Source organism: Staphylococcus sp. GDY8P196P (assembly GCF_017891705.1).
GTDB classification, from domain to species: Bacteria; Bacillota; Bacilli; order Staphylococcales; family Staphylococcaceae; genus Staphylococcus; species Staphylococcus ureilyticus.
The window spans coordinates 104612-118588 of the sequence record NZ_JAESJS010000010.1; the positions used below are offsets into that span (position 1 = coordinate 104612).

Annotated in this window: 16 protein-coding genes; 3 read left to right on the top strand and 13 right to left on the bottom strand. The window is 32.5% G+C overall.

Annotation, left to right across the window (positions count from 1 at the left end; all coding sequences use genetic code 11):
• Positions 1-4: 4 nt before the first annotated feature.
• The 4 genes from ytpR to KA814_RS07350 form a co-directional block, all read right to left on the bottom strand.
• Positions 5-604, bottom strand: a complete 600-nt coding sequence (gene ytpR / locus KA814_RS07335) for a YtpR family tRNA-binding protein (protein ID WP_064208826.1) — start codon at positions 602-604, stop codon at positions 5-7.
• Between the two features lie 12 nt (positions 605-616).
• On the bottom strand, positions 617-1480 hold the full coding sequence (locus KA814_RS07340) for a DUF1444 domain-containing protein (protein WP_046206825.1): 864 nt from the start codon (positions 1478-1480) through the stop codon (positions 617-619).
• Between the two features lie 125 nt (positions 1481-1605).
• Positions 1606-1914: a thioredoxin family protein gene (locus tag KA814_RS07345; RefSeq protein WP_046206824.1), complete on the bottom strand. Its 309-nt coding sequence runs from the start codon at positions 1912-1914 to the stop codon at positions 1606-1608.
• 17 nt (positions 1915-1931) lie between these two features.
• Entirely contained in the window at positions 1932-3008 is a 1077-nt protein-coding gene (locus KA814_RS07350; RefSeq protein ID WP_064208825.1) for a M42 family metallopeptidase, read from the bottom strand.
• An 82-nt stretch (positions 3009-3090) separates the two neighbouring features.
• Here KA814_RS07350 and KA814_RS07355 point away from each other — a divergent pair, with 82 nt between their 5' ends.
• The gene (locus tag KA814_RS07355; protein WP_046206822.1) at positions 3091-3408 is read left to right on the top strand and encodes a hypothetical protein; all 318 of its coding nucleotides are present in this window, start codon (positions 3091-3093) and stop codon (positions 3406-3408) included.
• Positions 3409-3584: 176 nt separating this feature from the next.
• Here KA814_RS07355 and KA814_RS07360 read toward each other — a convergent pair whose 3' ends face one another.
• The 8 genes from KA814_RS07360 to KA814_RS07395 form a co-directional block, all read right to left on the bottom strand.
• Positions 3585-4412, bottom strand: coding sequence for a YtnP family quorum-quenching lactonase (locus tag KA814_RS07360; protein WP_046206821.1), 828 nt, complete (start codon positions 4410-4412; stop codon positions 3585-3587).
• Positions 4413-4714: 302 nt separating this feature from the next.
• Entirely contained in the window at positions 4715-5356 is a 642-nt protein-coding gene (gene trmB, locus KA814_RS07365) for a tRNA (guanosine(46)-N7)-methyltransferase TrmB (RefSeq protein WP_064208824.1), read from the bottom strand.
• 15 nt (positions 5357-5371) lie between these two features.
• Positions 5372-6163, bottom strand: a complete 792-nt coding sequence (locus KA814_RS07370; RefSeq protein WP_064208823.1) for a phosphotransferase family protein — start codon at positions 6161-6163, stop codon at positions 5372-5374.
• A 459-nt stretch (positions 6164-6622) separates the two neighbouring features.
• Positions 6623-7468, bottom strand: a complete 846-nt coding sequence (gene dat / locus KA814_RS07375) for a D-amino-acid transaminase (RefSeq protein WP_064208822.1) — start codon at positions 7466-7468, stop codon at positions 6623-6625.
• A gap of 2 nt (positions 7469-7470) precedes the next feature.
• Positions 7471-8880 (bottom strand): dipeptidase PepV, encoded by a 1410-nt coding sequence (gene pepV, locus KA814_RS07380; RefSeq protein ID WP_064208821.1) that lies wholly within the window; start codon positions 8878-8880, stop codon positions 7471-7473.
• A 222-nt stretch (positions 8881-9102) separates the two neighbouring features.
• Positions 9103-9501 carry a YtxH domain-containing protein gene (locus KA814_RS07385; protein ID WP_046208344.1) on the bottom strand — a complete coding sequence of 133 codons (399 nt, stop codon included), beginning with the start codon at positions 9499-9501 and terminating at the stop codon, positions 9103-9105.
• A 15-nt stretch (positions 9502-9516) separates the two neighbouring features.
• Positions 9517-10215, bottom strand: a complete 699-nt coding sequence (locus tag KA814_RS07390; protein ID WP_064208820.1) for a pseudouridine synthase — start codon at positions 10213-10215, stop codon at positions 9517-9519.
• Positions 10212-11849 (bottom strand): putative polysaccharide biosynthesis protein, encoded by a 1638-nt coding sequence (locus tag KA814_RS07395; RefSeq protein ID WP_064208819.1) that lies wholly within the window; start codon positions 11847-11849, stop codon positions 10212-10214. Before KA814_RS07395 ends, KA814_RS07390 begins: the two co-directional genes overlap by 4 nt.
• 129 nt (positions 11850-11978) lie before the next feature.
• On the opposite strand from KA814_RS07395, the gene KA814_RS07400 reads away from it, so the two are divergent.
• Positions 11979-13238: a BaiN/RdsA family NAD(P)/FAD-dependent oxidoreductase gene (locus tag KA814_RS07400; protein ID WP_064208818.1), complete on the top strand. Its 1260-nt coding sequence runs from the start codon at positions 11979-11981 to the stop codon at positions 13236-13238.
• 156 nt (positions 13239-13394) lie between these two features.
• Entirely contained in the window at positions 13395-13490 is a 96-nt protein-coding gene (locus tag KA814_RS07405) for a type I toxin-antitoxin system Fst family toxin (RefSeq protein ID WP_107360307.1), read from the top strand.
• Positions 13491-13645: 155 nt separating this feature from the next.
• Here KA814_RS07405 and KA814_RS07410 read toward each other — a convergent pair whose 3' ends face one another.
• Positions 13646-13957, bottom strand: coding sequence for a rhodanese-like domain-containing protein (locus tag KA814_RS07410; protein WP_046208340.1), 312 nt, complete (start codon positions 13955-13957; stop codon positions 13646-13648).
• Between the last annotated feature and the right edge of the window lie 20 nt (positions 13958-13977).

Consider the following 13977-nt stretch of genomic DNA (forward strand, 5'->3'; position numbering starts at 1 on the left):
CCTTCTATTCTTCAAAAAATGCCTGTCCAACTTTGTATTCATCAGACAATACCATAATACCTTTTTCCTGTGGTGCATTTGGTAAATTTAATTCTTTCATAGAACAAATCATTCCACTTGAATCTACACCGCGTAAGGCTGCATCTTTAATAACCATTCCACTAGGCATTACTGCACCTACTTTTGCAACAACGACCTTTTGCCCTGCTTCAACATTCGGCGCACCACAAACAATTTGTAGCTTTTCTGTTGCTACATCTACATTCAATACACTTAATTTATCAGCATCAGGGTGATTTTCTTTAGTTTCAACATAACCAACAACAAATTTTGGTGATAAATCTGCATTTAGTTCAAACGTGAAACCAGCATTTTTAATTGCTTGTTGTAAGTCCTGAATTAACTTCTCATCCAATTTTATATGTCCATTTCCATCAATATCTGACACTTTTGATGCATTGAATATATTAAAACCTACAATCTTGTTATCTTGACGAATTGCTACTACATCATTCTTCGTCTCATACGTAAATTCGCCTGTTGCGGGCTCAATTTGTAAAAAAGCTACATCTCCTACAGCTTCTTTATTGTAAAATAAATTCATTTTTTTAACTCCTTATTCCTTATCTTTATTTTCATATTGTTTTCGAGTTGCTTCTAATCTTTGGATGACATTTGGGTTTCTTTTTTGTTTATTATTTTTGCCCAAAATAAATATTGGCTCAAAATGTCCATTATCATAAGCTAATGAAAGTGACGTAATTGGAACTAATCCTTTCGTGAAGAATTCCATCGTTAAGTGTGCCATAACATCGTAACCTGTTTTATTTCGAATATCAGCAATAATCAACACGTCTTGATGCGGTACTGCCACCAACATCTCACCTTCACATTGCGCTTGTATGTCATTTAAAAAGGTAGAATTTAAAATTCTACTGGCATCGTAACCATCATTTGAATTTACAAAATAGAAGATATTACCCTTAACTTCATCGGTTTTATATTTGTTTTCAAGTTTTCGAACATTAAATAAAGCCATTTCTTTCACTTGTTGTTTAGTAAGATTTAATTTTTCTAACATTTGCTCATCTATCAAGCGATAAGATTTTCCTAAATCTACTGCATAATAAATATTAGTTTCTGCAGTATGTTTATCTATAACAAATGAATTACCTTCTTTGTCTTTTTTATCAAAACTAGGCGACCTTAATACAGGCATTATCTCAATATTCTCTGTTTCAGATAACGCCTCCCCTTTCATTTGTTCAATCGCTTCTTCGACATAATATACAATTTCATCTACAATATTTTCTTTTTGTTCTTTATATTTCGCTACAATTGTTGAAAGTTTGACAGTGACACCTTTGCCATTATCATTTCTAGATACGCGTAGCGTTTCTTCATCACGATTAAAACTAAATTTGACATCTAAATGTTTTAATCTATCTTTTAATTTATCTCTCATTTGAAAGACATTCATCGTTAACACTCCTATTTACGTGTCTTTATACAGTTTACAATAAATATACCCTTAGGAACAGAAAAAAAGTAAGTTCTAAGGGTATATTTTTATCGTGCACTTAATAAGATTCATTCACTTTATGTTTATAAAGAAGCTAAAAAATTATCTATCTGTTCAATGGATTTACGCTCTTTTCCAATATAACTTCCAATTTGTTGTCCATTACTAAATACTAAAAAGCTAGGAATGCCCATAATACCATGTTCAATGCAAATATCTATAAATTTATCTCTATCCACTGATACAAATTTATAATTTGTATACTTCGCTTCCAGTTGTGGTAAGTCTGGTTCAATCACTTTACAATCTGGACACCAATCAGCAGTAAATAAAAATACAGTGTCCCCTCTTTTAAATTCTAAAAATTGTTGTTCATTTTCTAATTGTTCCATCTAATCACTCCAAAACATTATTTATACTGTAAAGTATTTATTATTTCGTCATCTAAATTTTTAACTGATTGTAATATTAAGTTTCTTGCAGCGTCATAATCACGAAAATCAAATACTGCATTTGTACTGTGAATATAGCGTGCACAAACACCAATAACTGCAGTTGGAATACCAATGTTTGCTTTGTGAATTTCTCCTCCATCTGTACCGCCTGGAGACATATAATATTGATATGGAATTTGAAATTTATTTGCTAAATCTAATAGAAAATCTCTAAACGTTGGTTTTAGTATCATCGTACCATCTTTTATACGAATCAATGTCCCTTGACCCAATTCACCGGAAAGATTTTGCTTTCCTTTCATATCATTTGCTGGCGAACAATCTACTACAAAAGCTACATCCGGATCGATTAATTCAGCAGAGGCTTTTGCACCTCTTAACCCAACCTCTTCTTGAACATTTGCGCCAACATATAAATCAAAATCTAGCTCTACGTCTTTTAATAATTCTAATAATTCTATACCTAATAAACAACCATAACGATTGTCCCACGCTTTACTAGCAAACCTATGCTCTGATAACTGTGTGAACGGTGTGTCTGGAACAATAGTATCACCAATTTGAATGCCTCGATTGATAACATCTTGTTCACTTTCACAACCTATATCTAATAATAGGTCCTCAATTTTTGGTGCACCTTCGTTACCTGTCCTAAAATGTTTCGGTATATTCGCTACAACTCCTATGATTTCTTCATTGTTTCTTGTTTTAACTTTTAGTCTTTGACCTTGCCATATATCAGTCGCTACTCCACCTAAATTCGTGAATTGTAAGAGCCCATTATCTGTGATGTGCGTTATTAAAAAGCCCACTTCGTCCATATGAGCAGCAACCATTATTTTCTTTGAATTTTTAGATTTAGCTCTCTTAACTCCATAAAATCCGCCCATTCGATTGTATACAAAGTCATCTACATACGGTGACATTTCAGATTTCAAATATGATTTAACGTCATCTTCAAATCCTGGCGCTCCATGTAATTCTGTTAATATTTTCATTCTTGATAATGTTTTACTTTTGTCTATACTCAATGTCATTCACTCCTTAATATTTATTATATCATCTTCATTATGGTAAACTATAAATATGAATTTATTGGGGGTAGATTGTAATATGTTGAATAAAAAAAGTTGGTTCTTCATCGGCTTAATTTCAATAACAACTATTGTTGGATCAATTTATTTTTATACGCGTCAAAAGCAACTACAAAATCGTAATCCAGAAGCTATTATTACAGATGTAAAAACTTATTTTATGAATGTTGTAGGTTCTTACATACTAAATGAAACGATAATGTATCAAAATGCTGGCGATCAATTAGAAGTCTTTCAAGGTGGTATCACTACCCTTCATAATGGCAAACGCACTTATTATGATTTTTATGCCGACGCTAAAACTGGTGAAGTGATAAACATCATTGAATGTAAATGATAAACGGTTAAAGTTATGAACACACTTGTATCATGTAGAAAATATTTGTCGACTACACTGAGATGATTACAATGAAAGAAATAAACTATATTACTGCTCAAACTATGAAGACATTGATTGTATTTTTAGTTAAGATATAGTGCTATTTCAAATGTTCAAAACTTTAACCTTTTATTTTATTCTCTTGTAATGTAATGCTCGATTTCAGATGGTTCCTTTTGATTAAATTTTACAGCAAAGTAATTTACATCATGATAATATAAAAACCAGTAATTTTCTAAAATGAATCTAGGTATCATGCGTTCTTTTTCTCTTATAGACTGCATTGGATAATCATCGTAAGCAGTTACCCACAGTGGATTTTTATGTGCGACTGTAGGAAAAATATCTCCCATATGTACTGCTTTTTCTCCTGCATTTTCTACTGTAATAATAGAGTGACCGTAACTATGGCCACCAGTATGATACATATTAATCCCTTTGACGATTTCAATTTCTTTTTCAAACAGCAATAATTTATCGGTGAAATCACCATTATTTTTCTGCCAATAAGTTGATTTACTTCGTATATTTGGGCTAACAAACTCATGCCATTCATCTTGTTGAATAACATGAATCGCATTTTTAAAAACTGCACGCCCTTCACTATCAGTTAATCCTGACGCATGGTCAAAGTGTAAATGTGACATTAAAACATAATCAATATCATTCGTTGTCAAATTAAATAATTTTAAATCTTCTTCTATATTACTTTCATAATGCACACCAAATATTTTACGCTCTTTTTCGGTAAGCTTATGATTACCAATACCAGTATCAATAATAAAGTTAAATTCTTCCGTTTGTATTAAAATTGGATGTGTAGGTAATGGAATCCGATTTTCCTCACTTTGCTCATATTTTTTAGCCCATAAAACTTTCGGAACCACACCAAACATCGCTCCACCATCAATATTTGTAATGCCACCGTTCAGGTAATGTATCTTGAAATTTCCTAATTTCATAATCAATCCCCATTTCTTGATTTAATTACTAATTAATTAATATAGTAATATAATACACAGTACACGTAAAATAACGAAATTTGTTAGTCTTCTGCTACAACAAAATTTCATGGTGATTTTGTTATGTACTGACGCCTAGTGAAATGATATGAACGAGAGACTACAGGCTCGAGTCATATTCCCAGGCAAGCATGTACGAGCAAAATCTTAGCACGCTTATAATAAAAAGGACTAATCCGTCATTTTTGCGGATTAGTCCTTTGTTTTGAACGTGAGATTTTGGGCTGCGTCATTACAAATATTTAATTACTATGGAATTTTGCTTCCATTCTATAAATTCTTGAACCTCTGTCTGAAAACTTGCGCTCATATTCTGTTTCAATATTATTTTCTTTTTCTTCTTGATGCAAGTTCAAATTTATTTTTGTAAAATACATACCAAATTGGGACATACTTTCTAAGCTATAGGCAAATAATCCTCTATTATCTGTTTTAAAATGAATCTCACCATCTGTTTTTAACACTTGTTTATACAAAGATAAAAACGTATGATACGTCAATCTACGCTTAGTATGTCTTCTTTTCGGCCAAGGATCAGAAAAATTTAAATAAATACGTGAAATTTCACCATCTTTAAAGTATTCATTTAATTCTATCGCATCGTTACATATCAATTTAATATTCGTTAGATTTTGCTCTCTCACTTTATCTAACACTTTGACCATTACATTTTTTTCACGTTCCATAGATATAAAATTAATTTCAGGTCTTTGTGCAGCAAGTGTTGTTATAAATTGTCCCATGCCGGAACCAATTTCAATATAAATTGGTTGTTCTTTGTCAAACCACTCACTTATATGTCCTGCATGGCTGCCATCTGTGTCTACAATATCAGGATGCGATTTTAAATAATCTTCTGCCCATGGCTTGTAACGCATTCTCATTTTCTTGATAACTCCTTATATAAATGCATTGTTATTCATTACTTCGTTTAAGAACTTCAGCCACATATTCATATCTTTATAGCGTTTTTGTTCTTCATACCACTGAACCATACCAATAGATTGTACAGCAGTATACCATTTCATTCTTTTTTGCAAGTCTATAGAATCTTTCGTACCGTAATCATTTAACCACTGAGGCCATTTATTTTCAGGAACGTAATTGTATAGCAGCATGCCTAAATCAATTGCTGGATCTGCAATCATTGCACCTTCCCAATCCACTAAAAATAGTTCATCGTGGTCAGACAACAACCAATTATTATGATTGACATCTCCATGGACAACTGTAAAAAATCTAGGGTCAAGACTTGGCATATGATCTTCTAAATAAGTTAATGCCTTTCGCACCACATGGTGTGTTAACACTTCTCTAGATAATGAGGCGTTTATTTTATTCAACAAAATATCAGGCGTAATAGGATACATTTCCATACGCTTCAACATATTCAAAAGTGTTTTTGAACTATGTATTTTTTTCAATAAATTAGCTACTCGTTGTTCATACATCTCATCAAAAGTTAACTCTCTGCCATTTTTCCAATGCTGCGCCGTCACGACTTCCCCAGTCTCTATTCGTTTCGTCCATACGAGCTTAGGTACAATACCTTCAGCAGACAAGGCTGCAATAAATGGGTTTGAATTTCGTTTTAAAAACAATTTCTGCCCATCTTGTTCAGCCATATATGCTTCTCCAGATGCACCACCTGCTGAATCAAGTGTCCACCCTAATTGATAAAACTGCTCCAACACGTTCACCTCACTTTCAATTAGAAAATGGCTCCAGAAAACAGATTTCGAGAGCCAAATATAATCATTTTCTAATACACACACTTTTAAACTTAAAACTCTATATTACTGTCATTATATGATAACGACCATTTTGTCCCATAGAATCAAGTTTTTATATTTAAATATGAAATACTGTATCGAGATTGATAATAACTTTAACATCATATCATATATCATCTCGTAACAGTATTTTTTTCGAAAAATTCCTTTAGTTTTTTTGAATGAAATTTCATGTCTCAATTTCAAGTCTCATAGAAGATTTTATAATGTTTAAGGATTTATTTCAACCAATAATGAGAAACAAAAAGTCACATTTTACTACAGTATTTTTCTATAATTTTTAAATCGGCTCAGTTAGCATTATAACATAATTTAGCTTTGGTAAAAGTTACATTTTATTTCCTTTTATGGAAAATATTAACTATCTGTGTCAATGTATCTATTAAATCCTTCTTGTAACGATTTCGTTATTGGTCCAACTTCTCCGTCTCCTACTTGTTCACCATCTAATTTTACGACTGGCATTACTTCAATAGATGTACTAGACACAATAATTTCATCTGCATTTCTTAAAAAATCTACAGTAAATGTACCTTCATTAAACGGTATACCTTTTTCTTGAGCAATATCTTTTATGACCATACGTGTAATACCATTCAATATATAATTATTTACTGGATGTGTATAGATTTCTCCAGCTTTAATAGCATAAACGTTGCTTGATGATCCTTCAGTAACAATATCACCTCTATGTTGAATAGCCTCTTGAGCGTTATATTTAACTGCACGCTCTTTAGCCAACACATTGCCAAGTAAATTCAAACTTTTAATATCACATCTTAACCAACGAATATCTTCAGTTGTAATCGCATTAATACCTTCTTCTAATAACTTATAAGGACGATCGTAAGTTTTAGTAAATGCCATCACATTTGCTTCTACTGATGGCGTAGGAAATGCATGGTCACGAGGGGCTGCTCCACGTGTAACTTGTATATATACGCCACCATTAACGACACCATTCGCCGCTAATAATTCTTGGATTAATTCTGTAAGCTCTTCTACATTATATTTCAATTCTAAACCTATTTCTTTAGCACTTCTCAAAAGTCTTTCAAAATGTGGTTTGGCAGTAAAAATATTATTGTTGTATGTTCTAATATATTCATATATACCGTCACCAAATACATAACCACGATCATTGTATGGTACGCTTGCGTCTTTTTCGTCTACTAAATGTTCATTAATAAGTACTTTTGTCATCATCATTCCTCCACACATAGAGCATATAAAGCTTCTAAATAAATACTAGTTGCATTGAATAATTGTTTTTTCGTAATATACTCATTTTTTTGATGCATTAAATCTTCTGAATCATTAAACATAGCACCAAATGCGACACCTTTATCTAAATTTCGAGCGTAAGTTCCACCACCAATTGTGTATGGTTCAGTTTGGTCACCTGTTTGATTACGATATGTTTTCACTAAAGTTTGTACGAAAGGATCATTTTTATCCACATAGTGAGGTGTTTGATTTTTACCTAATGCTATAGAAAAACCAAGTTCCTGAATCTCACCTTTAAAACGAGTCATGGCTTCTTCAAATTCAAAACCTTGCGGATATCTTAAATTAATACCGAATTGACCACCATTTTGATTATCATATGAAATGATACCTATATTTGTAGTTACATCTCCCATAACATCTGTGTGGAATTTCATTCCCATTTTTTCACCGAAATGAGAGTTGAATAAATACTGTTCACTAAATTGAGTGAAATTTTCAGCAGTTTTGTCTAAACCTAATTGGGCTAAGAAATGTAATAAGTACAATCCAGCATTCACACCAATAGATGGATCCATACCATGTACAGCTTTACCGTATGCTTTAAGCACTAATACGCCACTATCAACGATACTTTCACCATTTATATTATGATCAGATAGAAATTGTTCGAATTTTTGAATGACGTCAGTCATATTTTCTTTAACCGCAAGTTTACCAATTGCTTCGTCAGGTACCATGTTATAACGTTGACCTGATGTAAAAGAAATAAGTTCGTATTCTGGTTCATCTTTATCTTCAGCTTTTTCATTTTGAACCACATCAAAAGTACTAATACCCTTTTCACCGTGTATTGCTGGGAATTCAGCATCAGGTGCAAACCCTAAAGTTGGCATTTCTTCAGTTTTAAAATAACGCTCTGTACATTTCCAATCTGACTCTTCATCAGTACCTATAATGATATGTATACGCTTTTTCCAATTAACTTTCATATCGTTCAATATTTTCACGGCATAATATGCGGCAATTGTTGGCCCTTTGTCATCTAGTGTGCCCCTTGCAATAATCTTATCTTCAGTTACAACCGGATCAAAAGGATTGGTATCCCAACCATCACCAGCTGGCACTACATCAACATGACATAAAATCCCCATAACATCTTCGCCTTCACCAGCTTCAATACGCCCTGCAATATGTTCAACATCGTGAGTATCAAATCCATCACGTTCAGCAATTTCATACATATAATCTAATGCTTTACGTGGTCCAGGTCCGACTGGATTATCTGAAGAAATTTCATTATCATCTCTCACACTTTCAATAGATAATAAGCCTTTTAAATCATTTATAATATCTGTTTCGTATTCTTTCACTTTTTCTTTCCACATTTAGCATCAACTTCCTTTTTAATACTTATATAATTAATATTTTACATGAAGTAGTACAGAAACTACAGCGAGATGTGATTATTATTTTAAAAAATTCACTGTATAATTAAATGAAAAACAGTTTAAAACCTTTCATATACCTAACTTTCAATTTCTGTATTAATATATAAAAAACCTAGTTCAAAAACAATGAACTAGGTAAAAAATCAAATGTATAATTGCTTATTTATTTTTATTGTTTTTGAGCTCGTCTTCAGTAACGACGCGAAGATTATTTGAAGGGTCAGCAGCACCTTCATCTGTAAATCTTGCTTCCTCAACATGCTCTTCGTCTTCAGATTCACCCTTAAAACGTTCTTTTTGTTCGTTAATAAAACCTTTAGGATCTTGTTTTACTTTTGAAGCATAACCTTTAGGATCTTGTTTTACTTCATTATAAGTTTCATTTGCTTTTGAACTAATCTGACTAGCGATGTCTTTGGCGTTTTGTTTATAAGATTCAGGATTTGATTTATATTTGCTATATTCATCCTTTAATTTATCTCTATTCTCTTTTTTAGAAAGAACAACTGCAGCAGCTGCGCCTCCAACACCTAAAATTGCTTTTAATAATTTTGACATAATAACACCTCTTTATTATTTTAATCCTAATTGTTTAAAATCTATTTGAGTTAAATGGCGATACTCACCTGGCGCTAAAGATTCATCCAGTTTTAATTCACCAATGCTAATGCGTTTCAATTCTAAAACTTCATTATCTATAGCATGAAACATGCGTTTAACTTGATGATATCTTCCTTCATAAATTGTGACAAATGATTTATATGCTTCATCACTTTTCACTAAAGTCGCAGGCTTTGCCAAACCCTCATTCAATTCAATACCCATTTTAAACGATTTTATATCATTATTTGTAATATTTTTTTGGGAAATTACCTCATAGGTTTTAGATACGTGTTTCGTTGGGCTCATTAGTTCATGGTTAAAAGTGCCATCATTCGTAATTAATAACAAACCAGAAGTATCTTTATCTAAGCGACCAACTGGAAACACATCTAAAAACCGGTACGGTTCAACTAAGTCCACAACTGTTTGATGTTGCTCATCCTCTGTTGCAGATACGTAACCTTTAGGCTTATTTAACATTAGATAGACTTTATCAATATAGTGAATTGTTTCATTGTTTTTCTGTACTTCATCAGTTTCTGGATTTATTTGTTTTTTAGGAGATTTTTCTATTTTATTATTAACTGTAATAATACCTTTTTTCAATAATTGTTTAACTTCTGTACGTGTTCCTACACCCATATTAGCTAAAAATTTATCTAATCTCATTTTATAATCCCTAATTTACGTCTGAGTTTATTTGGAATATCTCCTAAAAATTGGTCAGCAAGTTTCGTCTTCATCGTAATACCACCGTAAACAATCATACCTACTATGACACTGATAATTAAAATTGCTAAAGCACCAAATTTAGTTTGCGGAGAAATAACCATTTGTAATAAAAACGATGATAATTCAACTACGACCATCATTAACAAGCCGTACAAGAAAATTTTACCAAAATGTAACCACGTTTCCGAGAAGTCAAAACTCGCATATTTTTTAAGTATATAAAAATTACAGATAACAGCAAATAGTAATGCTATCGCCGTACTTAAAATTGCTCCAGCAGTATGGAATACCATAATCAATGGCGTATTTAGTATTACTTTTAATACTACTGCCGCTAAAATTACAAAGACTGTTAACTTTTGTTTATCAATACCTTGCAGCATAGAAGCTGTTACACTTAACAATCCAATTAAAATAGCAACAGGTGCATAATAAAATAACAATTGACTACCATCGACATTATAACTATAAAAGACAGTATACAATGGTAGCGCTAAAGCCATAATTCCCAGACTTGCAGGGACTGTAATATACATTAACACCCCTAATGATGTTCGAATCTGTCTGTGCATTTCTTTTAATTCACCAGATTCATACGTCTTAGTAATAAATGGAATTAAACTCACTGCAAAACCAGCAGATAATGACGTTGGAATCATTACTATTTTATTTGTCGTCATGTTTAAAATAGTAAAGAAATAGTCATGTAAACGACTTGGCACTCCAGCCAAATCTAAGGCACCATTATGTGTAAACTGATCTACCAAATTAAATAGTGGGAAATTTAAACTAACAATTACAAATGGGATGCTATAAGAAATAATTTCTTTATACATTTTTCCATAAGATACAGAAATATCAGAAGTATCCGTTGCCACCATTTTTTCAATATTAGGCTTTCTCTTTCTCCAGTAATACCATAAGGTGAATATCCCTGCAATCGCACCTACTGCAGCAGCAAATGTTGCTATACCATTGGCCTGTAACACACTTCCACCAAAAACATTCAGAACTAGATAACTTCCTACTAAAATAAATAAAATACGTGCGATTTGTTCAATAACTTCTGATACAGCAGTTGGACCCATTGATTTATAACCTTGAAACACACCACGCCATGTAGCCAGTAATGGGATAAATATGACTACCATACTGATAATTCTAATAATCCATGTGATGTCAGCGACGGACCAGCCACCCTTAGCACCAGATTCATGGGCTAAAGTAATTGTGGCAATGCTCGGTGCTAATAAATATAAAATGAAAAATCCAATAAATCCTGTTATAGTCATAACTATAAAGCTTGATTTATATAATTTTTCACTGACTTTATACGCCCCTAAAGCATTATATTTAGACACATATTTAGACGCCGCTAATGGCACCCCAGCAGTTGCAACTGCAATGGCAATATTATACGGCGTATATGCATAGTTAAAAGGCGCCAATTTTTCTTCTCCACCAATTATGGAATAAAAAGGAATAATATATAAAACACCCAAGACTTTAGTAATCAATATACTAAGGGTGATTAAAAAGGTACCCCTAACTAATTCTTTACTTTCACTCATTCAGATCTTCCTATCTCAAATTTAATTTTTACAATCATAACTTTAATCATAACGTTATAAACACTTTTTTTCAAAACTATATTACTATAAACTATAAAATAACACTATTTAGTAAAGTGAGGCAATCAAATGTACCAAACAATTATAATTGGCGGTGGACCTAGTGGTTTAATGGCTGCTGCCGCAGCAAGTCAACATAGTGATAAAGTCCTTCTCATTGAAAAGAAAACAGGGCTCGGACGCAAATTAAAAATCTCAGGAGGTGGACGTTGTAACGTCACAAATCGTTTACCGTATGAAGAGATAATTAAAAATATACCAGGAAATGGAAAATTTTTATATAGTCCTTTTTCCGTATTTGACAATGAATCTATTATTCACTTTTTCGAATCACGTGGAGTTGCACTCAAAGAAGAAGATCATGGACGTATGTTTCCTGTTTCTAATAAAGCACAGGATGTTGTAGATGCGTTAATTCGTACGATTGAAAAAAATAATGTAACTGTAAAAGAGGAAACGTCAGTACACGCTATTGAACATACACCTCAACAGACATTCAAAGTCTTTTTAGGTAATCAACAAACAATTGAAACGAATAGTTTGATTATCGCTACAGGTGGCACGAGTGTACCAAAGACCGGTTCGACTGGTGATGGTTATAAATTCGCTGAACACTTTGGACATACAATTACAGAACTTTTCCCAACTGAAGTACCAATTACGTCATCCGAGCAATTTATTAAAAACAAAAGATTAAAAGGATTAAGTTTAAAAAATGTTGCGTTATCTGTATTGAAGAAAAATGGTAAAAAGCGCGTCACACATCAAATGGACATGATATTTACTCATTTCGGAATCAGTGGCCCTGCCGCATTAAGATGCAGCCAATTTGTATATAAAGAACAAAAAAACCAAAAACGCGAAGATATCGAAATGCAATTAGATGCTTTTCCAGAACTCAGTTTTGCACAATTAGAAGACAAAGTACGTAAATTATTAAAAGATACGCCAGATAAATATGTAAAAAATAGCTTACACGGTTTAATTGAAGAACGTTATCTATTATATATGTTAGAGTTAGCAGATATTTCAGAAACATTAACAGCACATCATATCTCTAATGAACAATTTAATACATTGATTACTTTATTAAAAGGATTTATTTTTAAAGTTAATGGAACACTATCAATTGAAAAAGCTTTCGTAACTGGCGGAGGGGTCTCTCTTAAAGAAATCGAACCCAAAACGATGATGTCAAAATTAACGCCAGGATTATTTATGTGTGGTGAACTGCTCGATATCCATGGTTATACAGGTGGCTATAATATTACTAGCGCTTTAGTTACAGGTCATATATCAGGAACAAATGCAAGTAAATTTCAACATTAAACCTATCAATTTGTGATCTACTAGACCAACTACGCACTGTTAAAACAAATTCATTTTTAATGTTTTGTATTTTCTATGCGCTTGAGTCACCGAATGTTATAATACTTAAGTCGCCTACTCTCAGGCGTCAATAGACGTAGAGAGGAGGTGTATTTTGTGATTGATATCTTTGTTCATTTCATGACTGCTGTTATCAGTGGTTGTATCGTTACGTTATTTGCGTACTGGCTGCGCAATCGTAATGACAAATAATACAGGCGACATTTAGCCAACACCAAAAAACCCCCTCACTATTGCGAGTAGTGAGGGGGTTTGGTGTATCTGTATTGATATCTTTGTTAAATATATTATAACACTAAACTTGCATAAAATGCAAAATCATCGTTTGATTTTGCTCGATCAAAAGATTAAATACTTTTAATTTCTAAACCTTCATCGCCCCACGCATCCATGCCACCTTCAACATTGACTGCGTGAATGCCATTGCGTTCTAAATATTGGACGACTTGTGCACTTCTGCCACCAGCTTTACAAATAATATAATACGTTTCTTCTGAATTAAAGTGACTTAAATTATCAGGAATTTTATCCATAGGTATCGTTTCTGCATCTGGTATGACACCCATTGCTGTTTCTTCATCAGTTCTTACATCTACGACATGAACAGGATTAGAATTTAAAATTTTTGATTTCAATTCATCTATAGTAATTGTTTCCATAATATATACGCCCCTTTTGT

Coding starts and splice junctions, on each gene's coding strand:
- ytpR (WP_064208826.1), bottom strand. CDS start 604: ATGAATTTATTTTACAATAAAGAAGCTGTAGGAGATGTAGCTTTTTTA.
- KA814_RS07340 (WP_046206825.1), bottom strand. CDS start 1,480: ATGAATGTCTTTCAAATGAGAGATAAATTAAAAGATAGATTAAAACAT.
- KA814_RS07345 (WP_046206824.1), bottom strand. CDS start 1,914: ATGGAACAATTAGAAAATGAACAACAATTTTTAGAATTTAAAAGAGGG.
- KA814_RS07355 (WP_046206822.1), top strand. CDS start 3,091: ATGTTGAATAAAAAAAGTTGGTTCTTCATCGGCTTAATTTCAATAACA.
- KA814_RS07360 (WP_046206821.1), bottom strand. CDS start 4,412: ATGAAATTAGGAAATTTCAAGATACATTACCTGAACGGTGGCATTACA.
- trmB (WP_064208824.1), bottom strand. CDS start 5,356: ATGAGAATGCGTTACAAGCCATGGGCAGAAGATTATTTAAAATCGCAT.
- dat (WP_064208822.1), bottom strand. CDS start 7,468: ATGACAAAAGTACTTATTAATGAACATTTAGTAGACGAAAAAGACGCA.
- pepV (WP_064208821.1), bottom strand. CDS start 8,880: ATGTGGAAAGAAAAAGTGAAAGAATACGAAACAGATATTATAAATGAT.
- KA814_RS07385 (WP_046208344.1), bottom strand. CDS start 9,501: ATGTCAAAATTATTAAAAGCAATTTTAGGTGTTGGAGGCGCAGCTGCT.
- KA814_RS07390 (WP_064208820.1), bottom strand. CDS start 10,215: ATGAGATTAGATAAATTTTTAGCTAATATGGGTGTAGGAACACGTACA.
- KA814_RS07395 (WP_064208819.1), bottom strand. CDS start 11,849: ATGAGTGAAAGTAAAGAATTAGTTAGGGGTACCTTTTTAATCACCCTT.
- KA814_RS07400 (WP_064208818.1), top strand. CDS start 11,979: ATGTACCAAACAATTATAATTGGCGGTGGACCTAGTGGTTTAATGGCT.
- KA814_RS07410 (WP_046208340.1), bottom strand. CDS start 13,957: ATGGAAACAATTACTATAGATGAATTGAAATCAAAAATTTTAAATTCT.